General features: G+C 56.7%; 10 protein-coding genes. 8 read left to right on the top strand and 2 right to left on the bottom strand.

The window, feature by feature from the left end; all coding sequences use genetic code 11:
• Positions 1 to 161: 161 nt before the first annotated feature.
• Both DQ229_RS12320 and DQ229_RS12315 read right to left on the bottom strand, forming a co-directional pair.
• Positions 162 to 902: a hypothetical protein gene (locus DQ229_RS12320; RefSeq protein WP_114966564.1), complete on the bottom strand. Its 741-nt coding sequence runs from the start codon at positions 900 to 902 to the stop codon at positions 162 to 164.
• Positions 903 to 972: 70 nt separating this feature from the next.
• Positions 973 to 2,055, bottom strand: coding sequence for a hypothetical protein (locus DQ229_RS12315; protein WP_155326520.1), 1,083 nt, complete (start codon positions 2,053 to 2,055; stop codon positions 973 to 975).
• A 375-nt stretch (positions 2,056 to 2,430) separates the two neighbouring features.
• Here DQ229_RS12315 and DQ229_RS16375 point away from each other — a divergent pair, with 375 nt between their 5' ends.
• The 8 genes from DQ229_RS16375 (at position 2,431) to DQ229_RS12290 (ending at position 19,265) form a co-directional block, all read left to right on the top strand.
• Positions 2,431 to 2,850: a hypothetical protein gene (locus DQ229_RS16375; RefSeq protein ID WP_155326519.1), complete on the top strand. Its 420-nt coding sequence runs from the start codon at positions 2,431 to 2,433 to the stop codon at positions 2,848 to 2,850.
• An 18-nt stretch (positions 2,851 to 2,868) separates the two neighbouring features.
• Complete coding sequence (locus DQ229_RS12310) at positions 2,869 to 12,501, top strand: beta strand repeat-containing protein (RefSeq protein WP_155326518.1); 9,633 nt, start codon at positions 2,869 to 2,871, stop codon at positions 12,499 to 12,501.
• Positions 12,502 to 12,617: 116 nt separating this feature from the next.
• Positions 12,618 to 13,394 (top strand): SapC family protein, encoded by a 777-nt coding sequence (locus DQ229_RS12305; RefSeq protein ID WP_114966561.1) that lies wholly within the window; start codon positions 12,618 to 12,620, stop codon positions 13,392 to 13,394.
• Positions 13,391 to 13,678, top strand: coding sequence for a hypothetical protein (locus DQ229_RS16370; RefSeq protein WP_155326517.1), 288 nt, complete (start codon positions 13,391 to 13,393; stop codon positions 13,676 to 13,678). Before DQ229_RS12305 ends, DQ229_RS16370 begins: the two co-directional genes overlap by 4 nt.
• A gap of 48 nt (positions 13,679 to 13,726) precedes the next feature.
• Positions 13,727 to 14,014 (top strand): hypothetical protein, encoded by a 288-nt coding sequence (locus DQ229_RS16365; RefSeq protein ID WP_155326516.1) that lies wholly within the window; start codon positions 13,727 to 13,729, stop codon positions 14,012 to 14,014.
• A 218-nt stretch (positions 14,015 to 14,232) separates the two neighbouring features.
• Positions 14,233 to 15,615, top strand: coding sequence for a TolC family protein (locus DQ229_RS12300; RefSeq protein ID WP_238381066.1), 1,383 nt, complete (start codon positions 14,233 to 14,235; stop codon positions 15,613 to 15,615).
• Between the two features lie 37 nt (positions 15,616 to 15,652).
• Positions 15,653 to 17,953 (top strand): type I secretion system permease/ATPase, encoded by a 2,301-nt coding sequence (locus DQ229_RS12295; protein ID WP_114966559.1) that lies wholly within the window; start codon positions 15,653 to 15,655, stop codon positions 17,951 to 17,953.
• Positions 17,954 to 17,957: 4 nt separating this feature from the next.
• Positions 17,958 to 19,265, top strand: coding sequence for an HlyD family type I secretion periplasmic adaptor subunit (locus DQ229_RS12290; protein ID WP_114966558.1), 1,308 nt, complete (start codon positions 17,958 to 17,960; stop codon positions 19,263 to 19,265).
• Positions 19,266 to 19,450 lie beyond the last annotated feature (185 nt).

Below are 19,450 nucleotides of genomic sequence, written 5' to 3'. Positions count from 1 at the left end.
TTTCGGCCCTTCCCGAGGCGATCGGAGACGATGCACGGCTGTTTGACAGAATCCTGTGCAAACCGGTCGCCAAGGCGGCATTGAAAGAGGCGCTCCTGCAGAGCATCGGGCGTTCGGAAACCCAAAAGGTCAGCTAGACGAGATGTCCAGCCGGGGCGCAACTAGGTTGCGATGACCGCGCCAGGCCGCGGCCTTATCGAACGATGCAGTGCTCGCGACAGGGTTGCGTTGTCCATGTTCGTGTCCAGTGATCTGCCTTCGCTGATCTGGCTGTAGTGCAAGGCAGCCGCCAATTGTGGCCGGCTGCCTTCATCCAGCATGATCAACGGCAGGTCTGGCAGTGCAGTAGCGAAATCCCTGGCATCCGCTACAAGTGCACAGGTATCATTGTGTGAAGGCAGGTCGAGGATCACCGCGGACCAGGCGTTCGGATCGCTTTCCATCGCCGCGAGTATGGCGTCGGGATCGTTCGACTGGTGGACTTCGCAGCCGAGAAGCCCAAGGCGGCGCGCAAATCCGTCCAGCCTTTGCGAACGTGCCCCGACAAGGGCGACGCACCAGGTCGGCGTGTTCTGCAGTTTCGGGCTGTGCGTCTCCCAATAGCTGCTCTCGGACAGAAGCGTCGGATACGCCACAGGACGCGCAACGGCATTACGAAAAACCGGTGAATGCCCCGTGTGATCAAGCCTTGACTGCATTCGCCGGAAATACCCAAAGGCAACCATACCGGCCGCAAGCCCGAACAGCACGGCTGAGACCGACGGTGCGACATTGAAAGTCAGCATCCCCGGCAGAGATACAATCACCGCCCAGGCGACCCACGCGCGAAAGTAGTGCGCGGGGCGCGATATGCGCTCTTGGTCGCCGCGACCATAGAGCGAGAGATCTTCAGGTCCGTTCATATGATATGACATGGTGCAATGCTTTCGATGAGGCAAGTTTTAGTAACGTAACCGCGAGTGGTGGCGCCGGTCATCCCACCCGGCGCAAGGTGGTGTTCAGATCGGAAAGACGCCCGGGCGAGCACGCCGTACTACGCGTCTGGCGCCGGTATTGCAGTGTATTGATCAGTGTTATTTCAAACTCTGTCGCATCGGCCGATGGCGGGAGCCAGGCATCCCAGAGGTGACCTTTCCCTGTGCCACAGGGATCACGCTCCGACAGGAGCAGGACCGCCGGGCGGTCGATCATGCCGAAGCTGGAGAACCCCTCTTCCAGAACCGCATGGTCGAAACGGGGCCCGACAACCATCAGGGACCACGACTTCGGTGCGGCCAGAGCCTGGCCGATTGCCATCTCAGGCGACGCGAAGGAGAACAGGTTGAGCCCCCTGGTGCGCAGCCAGTAGGCGAAGGCGGAGCTTTCGGCATCCTTCGGCGCCCCGAGAAACAGCGCCGGCATGAGGTTGCGCAACCCTTCGCCGCCACCCTGGCCGAAGCCGTAGAAGATGCGGCAACCCGACCCGATGCTTCGGCTGTGGGCGTCGCACTCGCTGGCCCCGGGCGAGATCACCGCGCCTGTCCGATTCCCGAACGGCGCCAGCGGGGCGGTGCCGTCGAGATCGCGCAGGCGGTGACGCGCGCACCAGAGATGGTTGTTTGCGATTGCCTCGCTCAGCATTTGCGAAAGGGCCCCGCGATTGCGCGGAAGCTTCATGGATACATCGCACACCGGCAGGCGCGTTGACGTGAAGTCATCACTGCGAAAACCGAACGACAAAAGAACGATCGGCACGTAAGGCGCCGTCTCGCGAAACCTGCGCAGCCGCTCATAGAGGGGGCCGAGGCCGCCGAAATCATCGATGTTGACGACACATAGCGTTTGCGCATCGCCGTCCGTCAAAGCCTTGTTGAAGAAGGCGCGCGGGCTTTTGAAAAGCTTCTCCTCGGCGCCTGCATCGCGCAAGCCGGAGCGCAGGTCGGCGAGGGGAGCGGCCGCTTCGGCCAGAAACAGGAACCTGAAGCTGGCAAGGGCCTCGGATTCCGCCGCACGGTCGAGGGCCAACGCGGAACGCGCGCCAGAAGCAATAGCAGAAAGATTCCGTTGAGTATTCATTGTCAGACCTTGGATTTTCTAGCCTCTCAAACTACCGCATCTGATCCCGTGATCCGAATGCGCATTGGGGAAAAATAATCAACTAAAGTTAGCGCGGTGATCCGTGGTGACAGATAGCCGTGATGATGTGACCGAGTCTCTTTGACGGAATAATCGTCTCTTCAAAGTATCAATTATTTGCATGGGGCCTGCGGCATCTTCGACGCTGCCCAATAGTGGAAGTTTTAAACTAAAGATATAATATTGTGTATTTCGACAATAGATCATATATTTTGTAATTCATTATCTCTTTTGCGCGGATCGCGGGGGGCTTCTAAGCGGTCTACAAGGCTGTTAACCTACATCCCGCGTGGCACGCTGTCAGGGAATACACAGATGAAGGGCAGAAATGCACGTAAAAATGTAGCACGCACTGAAGAATGGAAAGAAAATAGGCGGTTCATAATTTCAGTCCCTGTCAGAGCCCACAACAGAATACTTATCCCGGCTGGTCTCGTTTCATTACGCGAGCTCGAGAACGTTGCGCTGTCTCTGTCAAGTGTTCTTGCGTCGGGTTTGATGGTTTGGTCGCCGAACCTTTCGCTTTCTCCAATCCCGAAATTGGATACCCAAACCGGTCTGGCGGATCAAAAGACACAAAGTTGCTCATTGTTGCGCGCTGAACTGTTTATCGCGGAGCAGCCCGGAGGTTGCCCAGCTCTCCCCGTTTCTGGAGCGACCGCGGACGAAACAGGTATGGTTGCAGAAGCATCAGCCGATCACCAGGCCAAGCAGCGCTGCTGCTTTGCAACGTAAAGATAAGGAATGTCCAGCATGGCAAAAGACCTCGAGTTCACCGCGGAAGTGGCAGTTGATTTCTCGAAAGCCGCTCGGAAAGATGAAGCGCTGCAAAAGCTGATTGACGCATGGAACAGCAAGAATGCCAAGGCCGCCAAACGGGTTGGGACGTTTGGCTTTATGGCTGCGGCGCTGGCTGCTTGTGGCGGTGGCTCGGGTAGTAGTGGCCTCGACGGCGAGGAATCGCCCGGAGAAGGCCTGATAGAGCAGTCGGCAGTCACATTTCGCCTGCTAACTGGCTCAGCCAGTGAGATAGTAATTCAGACGCTTAATGTCGATTTGGAAACGGCAAAGGAAGATACTCTTGATGTTCAAGATCTGCTTGATGATCCGGACGTTTCCATCGATGCATCGGCAGGTCTGGTGATCCCGGCAGGGCAAACCTTTGTTGGTGATATTTCTCTGTTCAACGCCACTGGTGGTCAAGGTATCGAGGTCAGTGGCGAAGGCAGTCTTTGGCTGCTCGCACCAGCGGGCGGGTTTGACGATGATGAGCAGTCGGTCAAGCTCAATATTGAGCTTGATGGCGGGATCCTGACTTTCGACATGGAGTCTGATGTTTTCACGGTCGTGATTGACGACGGTTCTAGTGTCGACCTTAACGGCGGAACTTTGCAGATCAGTGATGGCACTGTTCTTGTTTCTGCAGCTGAATACGCGACGTGGAATGTCGGCGAGCTTATTGTGAACTCCACACTTGTGATTGATTTTCGCAACACCGCGCTCTCCGAGGGCGAAGCAAGCGCTCTGATCGCCAATCTTGACGCCGCCACCGATGAGGGGAACACAGCAAGCGCGTTGCGCATACTGGTGGAAGACGATGCGCAAGCAGATCTGGTTTTCAAGGCGCTGGAGGCGAACACCGTTCTTGCCTCTGGCACTGCCCCGAAAATCGAGCTTGAAGCAGCAGATGGAACAAGTGTTGTTGTTAACCTTGGAGCAATTGTCGATTCCAAGGTCGAGTTCCTGGCGGCAAGCTTGGAAAGCACGATTGACGCGCTTGTGGCGCAAATTCAGGGTTTTGCCGACGCTGAGGATTACACGAGTCTTGCCTTGATCCTTGATGACTCGGCTGAGCACAGCGGCACGCCGACGACGAACTCAATTGCAGGTCTGCAGTCGGCTATTTCCTCTCTGAATGCAGGTGGCGATCCCGATCTGGATGCGCTCGAGGACAGGGTTGGCCTCACGGCCGCCGAGAACAACGGTACAGCCACTGGCCTTTACGCGCTGATCGAGAGTTCTGTCAAAGACGCGGTTGAAAGCCTTGAGGATACCCTGTCCGGCTACACTCGCGATCAGGCGACGGGCGACCTGATCATCGGAAGTGAGGATTTCGCATCGATCAAGGACCTGAGCGACGCTGTGAACAATCTTCAGGTTCTTGCTGGACTTGACGAATTGGCAGGGTCGGGGGCGAACGCCACAGATTTCGCGACCCGCCTTACGGACCTTGAGACAACGACGTCTCAAGCTATCAAAGATTACGTCTCTGGCGAGATTGCGGCGCTGAATGAAGAAATCCAGGGCTTTGCAGACAGCGGTGATTACACAACGCTGAAGGCTCTTCAGGACAAGATCACGGAACTGGACGCTGACATTTCGACACTCAGTTCCGGTGGAAATGTAGATTTGTTCAATCTCGAAACCAGCCTGAACACCCTCATAACCGAAATCTTGGCCGGCCCTGGTTTGGCATTAACGGTTGACGAGGCAACTGATCTGCCTAACCAGCAGCTTGGTGAGGAGTTGGTTGCCAACTACCGTCTGGTGGATACCGCCGCGAAGATAGCGGACATCACCGAACCTAACGATCCGATCTTGGCAAATGCCAAAGCGGTGATCGTCAATGATATCGTGACACTCAGCCCAACGCAGGTCACGGCCCTCATCGCCCGCGCCGTTGACTGGTCTGCCTCGTCCTATAGCTTGAGCGGCACTGCCGATGAGTTGGTTGGGCTTCCACCCGTGGTTCTCGGTGGTGCGACCGACATCAATGCAACAGGTGATGTCAGTTTCGCGCAGGCAAACACGTTCATGTCGGCGAGCAATGGGGGCACGACCAATCTTGAGAACCTGGTTGTCAACGCAGCAGAAGCGCGTTCCATCCAGTTCGATTCCAATGATGTCGTCGACACAGTGACCATTGCGGGGTCGTTTGTGGATGATAACATCGACCTGCGGCACTTCCCGCTTGGAACTGAAGTTGTATTCAGCGGCCGCGCCGGTGGCGAGACAGTGCAACTGCCAGAGGGCAACAGTTCATCTTCGGAGCTCACCATCAACCTGAGCACTGGTGCAGGCGACGACAATCTGGTGTTCTACGGTGGGCCCCAGTCTGGTGACAATCTGAAAGTGGATGGTACGCTCTCCTTTGGCGCAGGAGACAATGTGCTGAAGCTGATCGGTACCGTTGACATGTCGGAGGTTGTGGTAACTTCGACGATTCTGCGGTTTGCGGATCTCGCTGATCCCGGAACCCCGCACGCAAACGATGGCAATTTTGTCTTTAGCTTTGACGGTGTGGAATACACCGCCAATCTTGATACTTCGGGCGACAGCGAAGCCGGTGTTCCGCTTGTTCAGGCTGCGATTGATGCTGCAGAAAATGATAATGGCGAGGCTCTTGGGGGCGAAAAGATCGCTGTCACCTTTGATGAAGGCGATCTTGTATTCACTTCGCTTGACCCGGGGGCGCCTTTTGACACCCCGGCGCGGTTCCAGGAAACGGGCACCGAAGACGTCTTCTTCGGCCTTGGCAATTTTCGCGTGGTGGCGCTGACCGGGTCTGACTCGGCGGTGACTTTGTCGCCGCAGGCCATGAGCCTGATTACCGCGCTTGATGGTGACGGCTCCACGACGCTCAAGGTGCAGCAGACCGGTGAGCAGCGCGAGGTTGTCGATCTCAGCGGGCTTCTTCTGCCGGGTGTGGAAGCGATCACGGTCGGCAACAATGTGACCGCCGCTGTCACCCTTGAGCAGGCATCGCGGACAACCGTGGAAAAATCGGAAGAGTCCGCTTCGGGCGTAGGCGACGAGGGCCGTTTGGTCGGCAAGCTTCAGGGCACGCTCTTTGGTGACGTGGATCTGACCGACGGGACTTTCGACGAGATTCTGTCCGCGACCGGCGAGGTCGATGGTGCTGAAATTTTCCTGCAATCAGATGAAGCGGGTGAAGTCACTATTCCCCTCGGCACAACGCTGACGGCAAACCCCGGCCAATTGAACGGCGTCGCGGTCAACGGTGCGGGCGAGGCGAATAAAGGAACACTCATTCTCACGGGCGTGGCAAATGAGAACGACGATCTCAGCGGCATCGATGATCTGACGGTTATCCTGGATGGTGCTGATCTGAGTGCCGTTACAGACCTTAACAAATTTTTTGGCTCAGACGTCACGCTTTCCCCCAAGCAAGGGACAACAATGACCCTTACGGCTGATCAGGCCACAGGGCGGACGATTGATGCAGATAATTCGACCGTCGTCATTGTTGGGGCTGTTGCGGAAACTTTATACGATTTCAGCAACATCATGGCCCAGAACGCCGGGGCTGTATTCATCCGCTATGAGAGCGGCGAACCGCTGAATATAGATACAAAGTTCGTGGACACACAGACCGTCGAAGTCACGGCCGAAATGGTTGACGACCTCGAAGATTATACAGAGCTCAACAAAGCCTCGACCGTTATTGTCAGCGCTTTTCATGAAACCCCCGCTGCCAATATCAGTGGCATCGAGGCAGATTTGGTTATCGATCTGAAGGATCAGTCTGCCCAGCTGGAGTCAGGTGCAGTTCTGCCCAATACAGGGACTGCAACCATCCGAAGCGACGGTAACGACCGAACGCTGGATGTCAGTGCCGTGACGTCTTTGCCCGGTGCGTTTAGTGTAGACACTGGAACGGAACTGGTTCTAACGGCTGAGCAGGCTAACGATTTCCTTGTTACTGGTGATGGCCAAACCCGGATCACGGATCTTGCGAATAATTCGTATGATTTCGAAGACATCTTGACCGCCGGTGGCCTGATCATCGAAGCGGGCTTCGATGGTGAAAATCTGGTCGAGCCTGCACTGGGTAACATCGCTCTCCCGGCCGGGGTGCCCATCGTGCCCATCAGTTTTGAGGCGTCATCCCTTGTGGTCGATAGCACGCTCACCGCTCCGGGCGATTCAAGCACGGATACCGTGCTCACGCTCGATGCTAGCTCTATCGGAGAGGCTGCATCGGCTCTGACCTTTACGCTGAGTGACGGGACGACTGAAGAAGAGTTCGCAATCGATCTCTTTGAGATAGCAGATCAGGCAAAGCTGCTCGCCGCACTGAATGAGAGCACCAGCCTGGGTGAATTCTCCATCGAAAGCCCTGACCTAGTGTTTACTTTTGCTTCTCAAGAGGCAAGGCCTGATGCCCGGCTATCGGTAGAAATTACCGAGGCAGCGACCTTCGATCTGTTAAACGACTTTGTTGTCTCTCAGCTGGATGATCGCACCACGATTGGCGAAGACATCTCTGTTCTGATCAAGGCCGCGGATGCAAAAAATCTGTCATTGGAAGGCCCTGGCACGGTGCTGGTCAGTGATGTCAATAATGCGGCGGACGGTGATTTTTCCGCATTGACGACCGCCGAGGTTCTCCTTGCGTTTCTGGTCACGGCTGATGCGTCTGTAGACGACCCGGATTTGTTCCAGGGCACATTAGGCGACGCGAACCAAACTCTCATATTTGTCCCAGGCGATGAGACCATCCCTTCGGATGGTTTTCATGTTGCCCTTGGTGAAAGCAGCAACCTCGGCTCTGCCAGTCTGGAGGTGTGGGAAGGCGTGAGGCTGTTCGCCGAAGGGGCCCAGCTCGACGGTGTGACTGTTGTGGGCGATGGCGAGGTCATCTTGGAGCTCGTCACCGAAGCGCATGACCTGTCGGGTATCGGCCAGGCAGTTACCGTCGAGGGGCTGTTTGGTGCGCTGGCCTTCGACGCTTGGGAAATAAGCAGCTCTTCGGGCTCTGTGGGTCTTAACTCGGGAACGGGCGAAGTGAGCTTGTCGACTGATTCTGGAACATTTGGTGCCCGAAACGCGCAAGCTTCAATTCGGTTTGAGGAAGCGGGGGTAATCACCTTTGATGCCGCCATCTCGAACGCGACCGCCCGGATCGAGCTGAATGGCGCGGACCGATCGCCTTTTGAGGGCAGAACCAGCGGTATATTTTCCTCGTCTGACCGCACGATCCGTGTGGAAGCGGGTGATCTGCTGACCTTCTCTCTCGATGGTCCCGGTTCGTTTTCTCAGAACGCGGGGAGTGCTACGTTTAGCAACTTCGAATTCACCCCGCGCTTTTCCGACCTTGATGTGGCGGTGGTTGTTGACGAGAATCTGGATCTTTCCGGAGCAGGGCTTAACCATGTGGGTGCTTTTGGGCTGGATGATGCAGAGCTGACCCTGACCCTTGAACAGGTCGCCGGCCGGGAGATCGTGGGCACCGGAAGCGTCAAGATCATTGGGGGTGAATATGATGGGTCGCTCGATCTGACAGGTATCCACCCGGATGTTACGGTCACGGTTGACGGCCAAATCAAGCTAACCACGACCGGCGCTAACCTGAATATCAACATGGCGCATGCCCATGATATCGAGGTTGAAGGCGCGAGAGTAAGCGAAACCTTCTATCAGTCCGTAAACTCGCTTGTCGTGATTCATGATGATGTCCCGGCGGAGTCAACCATTGACCTCTCGGGGATCGAGGATGTGCAGCTGGCCTTTGCTGACGCATCGGGCGGTTTCTCAAACAATGGTGCAGTCGACGTACCCGGTGACTCAACCCTGATTTTTAATGCCTCGTTGCTCAGTAGTGACTCTAGTACCACGCAACGGGTCCGCCAGGAAACAGAAGGCGTTGACCATGTCGATAGCAACCAGTCTAACAACTGGGGTTTCGATGTTGATGGCGCTGGCACCGTTAAGATTGTGAATGACCTGCCAGATGCCTATTCATCAACTATCAACATGCGCCATCTGGCGGAAACGCTGAGCGTGGCGTTTGTTGAAGCCGACAAGACGCCGGCAGATACCTTCAATATAGGGAGAGCAACCCTCAACATTCATGCGGAACATGTCGATGGCCAGTCGATTGACGCGGGTCGCGACGGCGCGACAATTCGCGTATTCGGAGAACTTGATCCTGATGAAGCACTGGATTTGACGAATATCGGGATCAGCGCGGTTGAAAACGATGATGGCGAAGCCCGCCAGAACTTGGACCTCACGATCAACTTGCGTTCAAATTTCAACGGTAAGGTCGTTTTTGACGATACCGGTTTGCCGACTGACCCCAACGACTCCGGCAAGCTGCTGCGCCCCGGTATGGAGCTTTATGTAACGGCGGCGCAGGTGAGGGCCGCGGAAACCGCTCTTTCCAATGGGCCAGTGACGTTCGATACCGATGGCACGGTCAGGGTGGCTTTCTTCAGTGCCAACGATACCCTCGTGGATCTCAGCGGGATCACTGCGCCTGAGGACCAGCTGATTGGTTCCATTGAGAACAATATCTTGTTGGCGTCGACCACCGATCTGGGCGATGCGGCGATAGATATCTTCAGCTTGGTGACACTTGGCGCCACGTTGGCGCAGGTCGATGACGTGACAGTATCTGGCGGGGGTATATTGAGCCTGGTCGGCGACGCAGATGCGCTGGACAGTGCGGACCCGAGGGATACAACCAATGGCTGGGATCTGACCGCCGTTAGCAGTGCTATCGACTTCAGCGGGTTAGCTGCTGTCGCCAGAACCAGTGCGACTTCATCGGATGCTAACGGTCACATCAAGATCGTGGACGGGGAGCTTGTAGTTGATACGAGCAACGGCGATGAGGCGATTCAGCTGCCAGAACTCAGAAGCGGGCAGGATATCTACATTGGTGCCGCCCAGCTGGCGGATAACGAAGTTCCTGTGTTTGAAACGCAATCCGCAAGCGGCACTTACCGGCTCAATATCTCGGGCGATCTTGACAGTGGCATTCTCGACCTGCGTGATATCGGGAACTTCAACCGGATCGAGTTTTTTGAGTGGTACAGGTTCTCAAGTAGTAACTCAGGCAACTCCATCAACATTGGCTCTGGGGCGACGATCCAGCTGGACCTTGATCTGTTCCTGAATGACCGTATCTCGACTAACCGAAAGGAAATCACTGGCGATGGCACGGTCGAATTGGAGCATGATGGCGGGACGGTCACTGCCGATCTGTCAAAGATCAGCACTGATCTGACGGTCAGCCTGTTGCTGACCCAGAACGCCACTTTCAACGATTCCGTCAGTCGCTCCACGGACCTGAATGACGCAACACTGACCATTGGTGATGCCAGCGATACCACCACCAGCAATGGCGCAGATGTACGTCTCACTGCCAAGGCCAGTCACATTGATGGTGAAACAGTCACCGGCCCGGGTAGCCTGACGCTGACCGCGCTGGATCTGACACTGTCGGCCAACCTTTCGGAGGTCGACAATCTTGGCGATGTCACGTTCGATCTGACCGCGCTCGATGACACCGAGCTGGCAACTGTCGCGTTCGAAGGTGATTTTGGCAGCGACATCAATAAACTGGTCGTAAACGGGGCGGGCAAAACCCTGGATATCACAGGCGCCACAGGGTTGCCTGCTGCGATCACGCTCGCGGATGGTGCTTCGCTTGTGCTGAAGGCCACACAGGCCGATGCACTGACCGTTTCTGGTGACGGTGCGGTCATCATCACAGCGATTGAGGCCAAGCAGGGTGCCGACCTCTCCGGTCTGACACCAGATGGTGGTGTCACCCTGGCCATCGCAGAGGAGGTCGGCAATCTGACACTGACCGGGAAGATCGGCAAAGCGGATCTGACGATTGATGGCACCGTCGCCCGGGATGTTGAGCCGACGACCGATCAGGATGACAACATTACGGAGTTTAAAGTCCTCGCTGCAGATACTGGCTTTGATACGAACGCGAACGACACCGCTGTGATCGGCGCTGGCGGCTTCGTGGTGGTTACGTTCGACGACGGGTCAGGCTCGCCGGTCAGCTCCGTGTTTGGTCAAGACACTACTCTTGCAGAGTTGAAAGGCACGTTGGACGACGATGTTCGTTTTCCCGGAAATTTTACGCTGTCCGGTAATGACCTGACCTTTACACTCGACGATGAAGGCGTCGACGCAGAGGCGGAATTGACCTTCGAGTTCTCACCATTTCGGCAAGTGGATGTGTCGGGCATCGTCACTGAGGACTTCGGGATCACCGGGGATGAGACCATCACGCTTGGCCGAGGTCAGCAACTTGTCGCAACTGAGGATCAGTTGGACGGCGTCGCCGTGGTCAACGCCGACCCATCATTGGGCGGAACCTTGGTGATCGGAGAGATGCAAGGCGAGGTCACGGCAGATCTGTCCGAGGTGCAGGTCGTGACGACGCTCGGGTTGGACGGGAATGTTGATTTCAAGGGTGAACTCCCGTCCGAGATAACTGCGATAGTACTTGAAAGCGGCACGAATGGCGCAGTTTTTGACGCCACTGAAAGCACAGGTTCCATTCCAAGTTTGCTTGTTGAGTTGGATGTGACTGTGAAGCTGACCGCAGCCCAGGCGGATGGCGTAGAAATTGAAGGTGATGGAGCGGTCGTGGTCACAAAGATTGATGAGACCAGAACTGTCGATCTTAGCTCAGTGGTGGTTGAGGGTGGTGTAACGATTGATCTGACGGAGGATGTCACCCTTGAGGACACTGCCAGGATTGGGGAAACGGATCTTACCGTAACCGGGTCTGGGATGCTGGATGTTACCGCTGTGGAGACCGGCAACTGGGGCATCACTGCTGAGGAGACGATTACAGTTGAGAGCGGCGCAACACTGCGACTGACAGCAGAACAGGCTGACGGATACACCATTGAGGGTGCGGGCAATGTTACTTTCACAGACTTTGGTGATGAGGCAGGCACTGATCTTTCCGAGGTGACTGCCACCGGCAACATCACTCTGGAGCGTGGCGAAACTGAAGACGGTGATAAGCTCGAGGTGGGTTTGGCTGGCACTGACGTGTCGTATATCATAGATGGTGACGCGGCTGTCGCTGGCGACTTCATCTTGCAGGTTGCAGGCCCAACTGCGACAGGATCGGCCACGATTCGCGGGTTTGCTGCTGGTGATACGGAGGATGCGTTCGACCAGTTGGATTTCTCATCCTTCTCTAATGTGGACGGCGACACCGTTTTCCTGAGTAGATCGACAGACCTCACATCCACCCCAATATCTGAGAATGATCTGGTTATTTTCCGTAGCGGGACTGCCGAATCCGCGGAAACAATCGAAGCCTCCTTTGCTGTTGGCACAAATAGTGACTTCGTCGACACAGGTTCGGTCAACGGCCTTTTGAGCAACGGCGGCGAGATGATCTTTGGCTTGCGGACTATTGTTGAAGAGGGTGACTCATTCGTGCAAGTGGTGAACTTCTGGCACTGGGATGATACCGCAGGCAGTACAGCAGATGGGACCGTGCAGGCAGATGAACTCACGCTTGTCGCAACCCTTTTTGACACACAGCTAGCTGCTTTGACTTCAGAGAACTTTATCTTGGCTCCGGAAGTTTAGGGTACGGCGCCCCTCTGAGGAAAAAAGGGAGTTCCAGTCTCCAATATCGAACCAGGCCAAACACCCCGCCCTGATCAGGGGCGGGGATAATCACAAGAGGAAGTTGGGTAAGCCCTATGGCAGATACCAGCGCGACCGGGTGGCGACCTGCAAAGGATATGCGGTTTGCGGCGTCTCTAGAGGCGATTGCCCTGGCGGTGGCGGAAGTGCCATTGGTTGCGCAGTCTGTGCCTGTGGCCTTTATGCACAGAGATGCAGGTTGGCGGGCGATGGCCGTCTTTTCCCCTGCTGACGGAACTAATCGTTTTGTCACTGATGAGGGGCATTGGCGCGGCCATTATGTACCGTCCTTGCTTCGTGCCTACCCATTCATGCTGCATGGTGAAATCTCTGACAGACAAGTGAAGCTTTGGCCGACGGTCAGGCCCGAACCATTGGGCGAGGGTGTCGAGCCCTTCATGGTCGATGGTCAGCCGACGGAGCGGCTGCAAAAGACCATGTCGTTCTTGACCTGGGCACATTCTGAAATCGCGAAGGCTGATGAAGCAATCAGGATTATGGATGATGCCGGGGCATTGGTTCCATGGCGCCTGCCGGGCTTTGAGCAAGGACTAAGCCTTGGTGGTACTGCGTTGCATGTAGCAGATCCTGACAATTTTGCCGCGTTACCAGAGCCGATTTTTATGAATCTGCGCAAACTCGGCGCGCTTCCTTGGATTTATTCGCATCTGCATAGCCTGCATTTTGCGCGTATTTTTCAAGAGGACGGAGAAACATCTTGGCCCAAATCGCTCACACCTCTTGGAAAGAAATCTGCCGCAGAAGAACGCAAAGTAGATGCGCTGGATGTGCTGGATGCGATTGCGAGCGATCTGGGAGACTTTGAGATATGATCAGGTTTGTCGCTTTAGAGATCTTCAGCGTCACGCGTGTTTCGACGGTTAAATCGCAGAATGCAATCCAGCCGCTCATGAATCATTTGGTTGGAGGCGCGGTGCTCAGAAAAGTAGATGGAGTTCAGCCGGCTGCAATGGCCCCTGGCTTGATCCAGAAAAACGGGGGCTGGGGCATTCCAGGTTCTTTACTGAAACTTGGTCAGCACTGCACGAGGGAAAATCATGAATTCAGAAATGCTCTTGGATTCGTGAATGTTTTGCCTGATCCATGGAAAACATGAAGCTGCTGGAGAGATTTAATGGGGACTCATGCCGAATGTGGTTCTGCGATGCACACAGCTGAGGCGCTGCAAGTTATTTCTGAAACCGGAGATAATGATACCACCTCGTGCTCGATTGTGGATGTTTCTGGTGAACGTGCGGGTGCTTTTGACAAGGCTCTGGCAAGGATATCTGAAGGTGAGCGGATCATTTATCATATAGGTGGTCATTGTGCCGGCCCGCATAGGGTTGCTGCGCGAGCTGCCTATGAAGATGGATTAGTGACGCTGAGTCTGCGGAAACGTGCGCAACACAGGTTTGAATACATTGCCATCAAGCTTGCGGAGCAACGCTGAGTGATGCCTGTGGATGTCCCGGAATCCTTCTACCTCATGCGGAGCGTCTTGAGGAACTCTCTGAATCGATCGTGGCGCCGGAGTTTGTCGCTCCACGTCAGCCGGAAAAGACAGACCAAGCCGCGGATGTTCTAGTGGCGATTTCAGAAGATCTCGGGGGATTAAGAGCTATGAGTGGGACTATACAGAGGAGTGGCGAGGATCAGGCAGGCTCCCAGGTGACCCTGGAGATGTTAGGCTTACGCAGATATCGTATGGGTCTGATCCCAGCTGCAGCGCTTGCGCTGACCGGATGTGTTGGCACGCCGATTGCAATCACGGAGATGTCTGCGGCGCTCTCGGCAGAGCTTGCGACAGCCTCTGCAGACGCGGAAGTGCCGGTTTCGCTCGCGGCGGGGTTCAAGACAGCAGTCGCGCGCGCAGTACAGACGAACGCGGGCTACCGCGCGACGCTGGCATCGGAGCGTGAGGCGGCAAGCCGGGTAGGCGTTGCCGAGAGCGTGCGCAAACCGCAGCTGAGTGCTGATGCCAGTCTGGGCGGGATACGTGAGTTCGGCGCCGATCGATCGACTAACAATGGGATTTCAGGCGGCATCAGCCTAAGCCAGCTGGTGTACGATGGGGGTGAAAGTGTTGCGGCCATCAACCGCGCGACGGCTGAGGCGCTCGGCGCGCAGGCGGAACGGGCGGCACGCGCCAATGATCTAGCGCTGGATATAGCGCGGGCCTGGATCGATGCCTGGCAATATGGCGAACGGCTGCGTTTGCTGCGCGCGCGGACAGAGGAAATGAATACACTAGTGGGCCAGATCGAGCGCATGGCGACGAATGGTATGCTCGATCGCGCAGCGCGCGATTCTGCGCGCCGCCAGATTGTGGATATCCAGCTAGAGGAGACGCGCCTGCAATCCGATATGGCGGACGCCCAAGTGCGCTTTCGGCGGTATTTCCGTCAAGCGCCGGGGCGGCTGAGCCGGCCTGACGATGTCATTACGCCTGCAGCCGCGCGAGCGCTGTCGCGGAATTGGCAGGGCGCACCGAGTTTAGAGGCGCGCGCGGCGAGTGTGATTTCTGCGCGCCATTCAGTGCAAGAGGCGGAAGCCGCGTTTAGCCCGCGGCTGCGCCTGCAGACAGGTCTGCGAACTCCGTTGGAAAGCGGTGATCCGACAAGCGGCACTCTCGGGCTTGGCATTGACTATAGTCTGCTCGATGGTGGACGCCGGGCTCATCAGTTGGAAGCCGCCATCGCGCGTCGGGCGGCTTCGGAAGAACAGTTGCGCGAGGCTCAGACAACGCTGGAAGCAGAGCTTGAGGCCGCACTGGTGCGGCTGTCCGGCATCACGCGCTCGATGCCGTTGGTGGCAGAACAGATCCTGCTGAGTGAATCCGAGGCCGGCACGGCACGATCTCAAATTGCCACAGGCCAGTCGAGTCTGCGCCAATTGGTCGAGGCCGAGATCCAGAATTACCGTGCCCGTGATCGTCAGGTCGCGATGCAGGCTGAGCGCCAGATCTTGCTGCTGACGATTGCAGCCCTGACCGGGGCGCTCGCAGAAATCATCGGACTGGGCACAGACCAGAATGCGGGTGCGCATGACTAACCCGCGCCTGAAGTAAATAGAAAGGACTCTCCACCAGATGGAGGCGAGAGAGAACACAGAGACACAGGCTGCAAATGTAGAGGTGGGTGAGCTGCGGGCCAATCCGCAGAAGTTGCACGCTGATCAGGCCATAGCCGCGGAGCAAGTGCAGAATAGCCCGGAAGACGCCGAGTCGGCAACAGTTCAGGCAGAGGGAGCTGAGGATCTAGGGTCATCGCAGACTGAGGAGCCACCGGCTGAGCCCGCTCAGGATCTCGAAACACCGCTCATCCTCGCAGTGCAGCATATTTTGTCGCTCTCAGGCCTCGCTTTCTCAGCCGGGGCTGTGCGCGATCTGCCAGAGCTCACCACTGAAGCATTTGATGCCAAGTCCGCTGTTTCGGCGCTGCGCCATGTGGGCTTTGAGGCAAATGCCGGAGACATGGCGCTAAGCCAACTCAGTCCCGGCCATTGTCCGGCGATCGGGTTTCTCAAGACCGGCACCGCCGTGGTGGTGCATGAGATCGATGAAACCGGCATGGTAACGCTGCGTCGGTTTGCAGAGGAAGACAGTTTCTCTGAAGAGCGTGTGGCACAAGGCGAACTTGTACAGCATTTTCTGCCTTTCTTCGTGCTTGCGCGCAAAGTGCATGCGGCAGCGAAAGCGCGCGGCAAGAATGACTGGTTCTGGGGCTCGCTGCTTCAAGGCCGGTGGCTGTATATGCAGGTTCTGATCGCAGCGGCGCTATCAAATTTTTTGGGTTTGTCCACGGCCCTCTTCATCATGGTGGTCTATGACCGCGTGGTGCCCAATGAGGCGATTGAATCTCTGATCGCGCTGACAATCGGGGTTCTGATAGCGCTTGGCTTTGATTTCCTGATCAAGACGCTGAGGGCGCAATTTGTCGACAAGGCCGGCAAGCGTGCCGATGCGCGCATGTCACGGCTGATCTTTGACAAGATCCTGAACATCAAGCTTGATACGCGGCGGCAGAAATCGGGGGCGATGGCAAGCATCGTGCGCGAGTTTGACACGCTGCGCGAGTTCTTCACCTCGGCCACCTTGGTCGCTGTGGTGGACCTGCCCTTCATCTTTCTCTTCATCTGGGTGATTTCGCTGATTGCAGGGCCTTTGGCACTGGTTCCGCTGATTGCTGTGCCGCTCGTCATCTTGGCTGGTCTGGTGATCCAGCCATTTCTTGCGCGGATTACCGAGAGCTCGATGAAGAGCAATATGTCCAAGCAAAGCGTGCTTGTGGAAACGCTGAATGGCATCGAGACCGTGCAGGCCACGGGTTCTGGCCGCCTGATGCGGCGCCGCTTCGAAGAAGCCTCCGATGCCCAGTCTGATCTCGGCCTCAAAAGCCGGATGCTGTCGAACTTCGCCATCAACTCCGCCGCCTCTGTCCAGCAGCTCGCGCAGATCGCCACGATCTTCTATGGCGTCTTTCTGATCCAGGACGGCACAATCACCATGGGCGCAATGATCGCGGCTGTGATCTTGGGGGGGCGGACACTCGCGCCGCTTTCGCAACTGGCCTCGGCCATGTCGCGCGCCAATGGCGCGCGCGAAGCCTATCGCTCGCTCTCGACAGTGATGAACCCCAAAGAAGGCGAGGTGGAAGATACGCGTCCTCGGCTGAGCCGACCCTATCTTGCCGGCAATGTCGAGTTGAAGGATGTCAGCTACACTTTCCCTGGCGCCAACAGCGCCATCTTGCGTGATGTCTCGCTCAAGATCCCGGCAGGGCAGAAAGTCGCGATTGTGGGCCGCATGGGATCTGGCAAATCGACCCTGTCGCGCTTGATTGCAGGTCTGATCGAGCCCAGGGAAGGGGCGGTTCTGATCGACGGTGTTGACCTGCGCCAGATCGACAAATCCGATGTGCGGCGCAACCTTGGTGTGATGCTGCAGGAAACCTGGCTCTTCTCCGGGACGGTCAAGGAGAACCTGCAGATGGGCTTTTACGAATACGACGATGCGCATCTTCTGAACATCGCGAAGGTTTCCGGCGTCGATGATTTCGTGGCGGGTCATCCGCAGGGCTATGACATGGAGTTGCAAGAGCGCGGCGAAGGACTGTCGGGTGGGCAGCGCCAATCCATCAATCTGGCCCGCGCCTTGCTGCATGATCCCAATCTTCTCGTGCTGGATGAGCCAACCAGCTCGATGGATACGGCGACCGAGAAAGCTGTGATTGATCGCCTGAAGAGCTGGGCGGGGGATCGAACATTGGTGATGGTGACACACCGCAACACGCTTTTGCAGCTGGCCGAACGGGTTCTGGTGGTGGAGCAAGGCGCGATCGTGGCCGACACGACCCCAGATAAACTCAGAGCGCAGGCACGGCAGGGATAAGACCATGGCGGATGCAGATTTCAAGACATTGTCCCGCGAAATGGCTGGACGAGAGGGTCTCGCAGGCTCAACGATCCTGGTGACCGTGATCGCGCTTGTGGCGCTGGCGCTTGTCTGGGCCAATTGGGCAGAACTGGACAGCGTGACGCGCGGGGAAGGGCGGATTGTGTCCTCGGTGCAGAACCAGCTTGTGCAGGCCGCAGAAGGGGGCGTGCTCCTGCGCCGCTTTGTGTCAGAGAATACAGTGGTCTCTGAGGGTGAAGTACTGTTCGAGATTGATCCGGTGGACGCCAGTAGCGACCTAAACCGCTTGGCGCAGCGTCTGGCAGGGCTGGATATTCGAGAGCGCAGGTTGCGGGCAGAGATCGATAGTACTGGGTTCGAGGTACCAGTGGATTTAAATGCCCGCTCCCCTCTGGTTGGCCTGACCGAGCAAAGCCTCTTTGCCGCGCGGCGTGCGGAGCTGGCTGGCCAGTTGGCCGTTCTGGAGCAGCGCTTGCAACAGCGCCAACAGGATCTACGCGCCGCAGAAACGACGAAGGGTACTGCAGAGCGGACGGCGGGGTTTCTGGAAGAGGAGATTGCAGTGGTAGCGCCTCTAGTGCGTGACAACATAGCCCCTGCAACTCGCTTGCTGGAATTACAACGGCAATTGGAACAGACACGTGGTGAACGCGACAGGGCTATGATATCGATCGATCAAGCACGCTCGGGTGCGCAGGAATTGGAGACAGAGATTGCGAATGCGCGGGCCAATTACCGGCTGCGGGCGATGGAGGAGTTGAACGCCGTAGTGGCAGAACAAAGCGAGCAGCGGGAATCGTTGCCGCAGCTTGAAGAACGCGTGAGCCGCACAGTGATCCGTGCGCCGATGGACGGGATCGTGAGCCGGCTGAACTTCCGAACACCGGGCGGGTTTGTGAATACAGGCGATGTGATTTTGGAGTTGGTACCTACGGGCGAGGCGCTGATCATCGAGGCGCGGATCATGCCGCAGGACATCTCGCGCATCCAGCTTGGTGATTATGTCCGAATTCGCTTCTCGGCATATGATTCGGCGAAATACGGCTCTGTCGATGGGCGTGTCATCCGCATCAGCCCAGATGCGGTCGAGGATGACCGTGGCAGTGGCATGAGCCACTATCTGGTTGACGTGGCTATCGAGGAAGATCTCGTGCTGGATACCGGTGAAGTGGTGACGTTCATCCCTGGTATGACGGCCACTGTGGATGTGCTGTCAGGCAAGCGGACCGTGATGGAGTATTTCTGGCAGCCCATCGCGAGGGTGCAGGAACTGGCGCTGCGGGACTGAATTCTGCGATAAGGCAGAGAGCGTTGGCCGTCAGTTCTGTCCGCTTCGCCACATTCAGATGCTGAAGCTGTCCAAGGGCCCCGATTGGGGCCCTTTTTCTTTTTGGCTCAAAGGGCGTTGGCTGTGACCTGCCACGGGATTTTTCCTCCGTCTGCGATTAGAGTCCGACCCAAGGAAGGGACGGA

Origin of the sequence: Alkalilacustris brevis (assembly GCF_003350345.1) — a bacterium.
Classification (GTDB): domain Bacteria; phylum Pseudomonadota; class Alphaproteobacteria; order Rhodobacterales; family Rhodobacteraceae; genus Alkalilacustris; species Alkalilacustris brevis.
Note: the sequence above shows the minus strand (reverse complement) of the source record. Positions and strands in the feature narration are given on the sequence as shown.

Coding starts and splice junctions, on each gene's coding strand:
- DQ229_RS12320 (WP_114966564.1), bottom strand. CDS start 902: ATGAACGGACCTGAAGATCTCTCGCTCTATGGTCGCGGCGACCAAGAG.
- DQ229_RS12315 (WP_155326520.1), bottom strand. CDS start 2,055: ATGAATACTCAACGGAATCTTTCTGCTATTGCTTCTGGCGCGCGTTCC.
- DQ229_RS16375 (WP_155326519.1), top strand. CDS start 2,431: ATGAAGGGCAGAAATGCACGTAAAAATGTAGCACGCACTGAAGAATGG.
- DQ229_RS12310 (WP_155326518.1), top strand. CDS start 2,869: ATGGCAAAAGACCTCGAGTTCACCGCGGAAGTGGCAGTTGATTTCTCG.
- DQ229_RS12305 (WP_114966561.1), top strand. CDS start 12,618: ATGGCAGATACCAGCGCGACCGGGTGGCGACCTGCAAAGGATATGCGG.
- DQ229_RS16370 (WP_155326517.1), top strand. CDS start 13,391: ATGATCAGGTTTGTCGCTTTAGAGATCTTCAGCGTCACGCGTGTTTCG.
- DQ229_RS16365 (WP_155326516.1), top strand. CDS start 13,727: ATGCACACAGCTGAGGCGCTGCAAGTTATTTCTGAAACCGGAGATAAT.
- DQ229_RS12295 (WP_114966559.1), top strand. CDS start 15,653: ATGGAGGCGAGAGAGAACACAGAGACACAGGCTGCAAATGTAGAGGTG.
- DQ229_RS12290 (WP_114966558.1), top strand. CDS start 17,958: ATGGCGGATGCAGATTTCAAGACATTGTCCCGCGAAATGGCTGGACGA.